This window comes from Fibrivirga algicola (assembly GCF_011742925.1).
Lineage (GTDB): Bacteria > Bacteroidota > Bacteroidia > Cytophagales > Spirosomataceae > Fibrella > Fibrella algicola.
Window position 1 is genome coordinate 1 of record NZ_WAEL01000022.1, and the last position, 3,145, is coordinate 3,145.

The following is a 3,145-nucleotide window of genomic DNA, read 5'->3' on the forward strand; positions in this document are numbered from 1 at the left end:
GGTCAGTTGACCTTAACGCAGCAAAAGGGCACCCGGGGGATGCCTTGGCTTCTACAGGCGAAGAAGGACGTGGCAAGCGACGAAACGCTGCGGGGACCGGCTGGCACGGGCTGATCCGCAGGTGTCCGAATGGGGAAACCCGGCGGTCTGAAGGACCGTCATCTAACTTCGGTTAGAGGCTCACCCGCTGAACTGAAACATCTAAGTAGGCGGAGGAAAAGAAAACAATCAGTGATGGCGTCAGTAGTGGCGAGCGAACGCGTCGAAGCCCAAACCGGTCTGGTTACGGCCAGGTCGGGGTTGTAGGACTCGACATCAAGCAGAACGATAAACACGAATGGTCTGGGAAGGCCAACCGCAGGGGGTGAGAGTCCCGTAGTGGTCACGTTGGTCTGTGGGTTGAGTATCCTGAGTAGGGGGGAGCCGGAGGGACTCCCTCTGAAGCTGGCAGCACCATCTGCCAAGGCTAAACACTGTAGAAGACCGATAGGGAAGAGTACCGTGAGGGAAAGGTGAAAAGGACTGGGCGTACCAGGGTGAAATAGAACCTGAAACCGGGTGCTTACAAGCGGTTGGAGCTTCTTTGTGAAGTGACAGCGTGCCTTTTGCATAATGAGCCTACGAGTAACGGTCACTAGCGAGGTTAAAAGACTGGAGTCTTGGAGCCGAAGCGAAAGCGAGTCTGAATAGGGCGCTTAGTTAGTGGCTGTTGACGCGAAACTTGGTGATCTACCCATGGCCAGGTTGAAGGGGTGGTAACACACCGTGGAGGACCGCACCGATAAACGTTGAAAAGTTTCCGGATGAGTTGTGGGTAGGGGTGAAAGGCCAATCAAACTGAGAAATAGCTCGTACTCTCCGAAATGTTTTTAGGAACAGCGTCTAATGTTACCACCTGTGAGGTAGAGCGACCGATTGGATGCGGGGGTGTCATAGCCTACCAACTTCAGTCGAACTCCGAATGCGCAGGTGGGTGTTGGGCAGTGAGGGGCAGGGTGCTAAGGTCCTGCTCCGAGAGGGGAACAACCCAGACCATCCGCTAAGGTCCCCAAGTGTGTGCTAAGTTGAACAAAGGTGGTCCGGCTGCCGAGACAGCCAGGAGGTTAGCTTGGAAGCAGCTATTCCTTTAAAGAGTGCGTAACAGCTCACTGGTCGAGCGGGGCGGGCATCGATAATAAACGGGCATCAAGCACATCACCGAAGCGGTGGATCAGTACTAGATTCTAGTACTTGATGGTAGGAGAGCATACTGCGGGGGGTGAAGTTGAGGCGTGAGCCTTGGTGGACCGCGTGGTAGAGCAAATGTAGGCATAAGTAACGAGAATGAGGGTGGGAACCCCTCACGCCGTAAGACTAAGGGTTCCCGGGCGACGCCAGTCAACCCGGGGTTAGTCGGGACCTAATGGCTGAGCGAAAGCGGAGGTCAGATGGACAGCAGGTTAATAGTCCTGCACTACCCAGCAGTGCGATACACTGACAAATTGATGGAGAGAGCGCGTCCTGCGGGAATAGGGCGCTGAGCGGCGGCTTCGGCCAAAGCGAGAGCTCAAAGTTGGTTTCAAGAAAAGGTGTAGAAGCTCTAGCTGTTGGGTACCCGTACCGTAAACCGACACAGGTAGTTGGGGCGAATAGCCCAAGGCGCACGAGAGAATCATGGCCAAGGAACTCGGCAAGATGACCCTGTAACTTCGGGAGAAGGGGGGCCTCCTCAGGCGCAAGCCTGAGAGGTTGCAGAGCAAAGGCCCAGGCGACTGTTTACCAAAAACACAGGACTCTGCCAAATCGAAAGATGACGCATAGGGTCTGACACCTGCCCGGTGCTGGAAGGTTAAGGGGGGGGCTTAGGGGCAACTCGAAGGTCTGAACTGAAGCCCCAGTAAACGGCGGCCGTAACTATAACGGTCCTAAGGTAGCGAAATTCCTTGTCGGGTAAGTTCCGACCTGCACGAATGGTGTAACGATCTGGGCACTGTCTCAGCCATGAGCTCGGTGAAATTGTAGTAGCGGTGAAGATGCCGCTTACCCGCCACGGGACGGAAAGACCCCGTGCACCTTTACTACAGCTTAACATGGGCGGCTGGTTGCTGATGTGTAGGATAGGCGGGAGGAGTTGAAGCGGTGTCGCTAGGCATCGTGGATCCAACCTTGAAATACCGCCCTTTAGCAATTGGCTGTCTAACCCCTCGGGGGACAGTGTTTGGTGGGTAGTTTGACTGGGGTGGTCGCCTCCGAAAGGGTAACGGAGGCTTCCCAAGGTTTGCTCAGGCCGGACGGTAATCGGTCGTGGAGTGCAATAGCAGAAGCAAGCTTGACAGTGAGGCAAACAGGCCGATCTGGTACGAAAGTAGGGTATAGTGATCCGGTGGTGCTGCATGGGTGGGCCATCGCTCAAAGGATAAAAGGTACGCCGGGGATAACAGGCTGATCTCCCCCAAGAGCTCACATCGACGGGGAGGTTTGGCACCTCGATGTCGGCTCGTCACATCCTGGGGCTGGAGAAGGTTCCAAGGGTTCGGCTGTTCGCCGATTAAAGTGGCACGCGAGCTGGGTTCAGAACGTCGTGAGACAGTTCGGTCCCTATCTGTGGTGGGCGTGGGATGATTGCGGGGATCTGACCTTAGTACGAGAGGACCGGGTTGGACGCACCGCTGGCGGATCGGTTGTCGTGCCCGCGGCACGGCCGAGTAGCTACGTGCGGATTGGATAAGCGCTGAAAGCATCTAAGTGCGAAACCGGCCCCAAGATGAGTCATCCGTTAATAAAGGCTGTGGGAGACGACCACGTTGATAGGCGGCAGGTGGAGGTTCAGAAATGGATGGAGCCGAGCCGTACTAATGAGCCTGTCAGGTTAAGGTCGCAATGGCTGATCTGATCGTGGGCTTGCGAGCGAGTGATTGATGATACGATAATGTGTGTGGCAGATGGCTTTCTTCTCGATGGGCAAAAGACTGACAGGCATTACCGCGCTGAGGTGCGTGGCCGCGAGGTCACTGAGCTGAGGCAAGGTTAGAGATATAGGAGGTTGGTGACGACGGGCGGGTGCACACCTTTTCCCATTCCGAACAGAGCCGTTAAGCCCCGCACTGCCGATGGTACTGGTGTCACGACCGGGAGAGTAGGCGGTCGCCACCCCTAGACATGAGAG

2 rRNA genes are annotated in these 3,145 nt (G+C 55.9%); both read left to right on the forward strand.

Annotated features, from left to right (window positions below):
• The first annotated feature begins 9 nt into the window (after positions 1 to 9).
• A 23S ribosomal RNA gene (locus F7231_RS27005) occupies positions 10 to 2,857 on the forward strand.
• 164 nt (positions 2,858 to 3,021) lie between these two features.
• Positions 3,022 to 3,132: ribosomal RNA gene (gene rrf / locus F7231_RS27010) — 5S ribosomal RNA — on the forward strand.
• Positions 3,133 to 3,145: the final 13 nt, after the last annotated feature.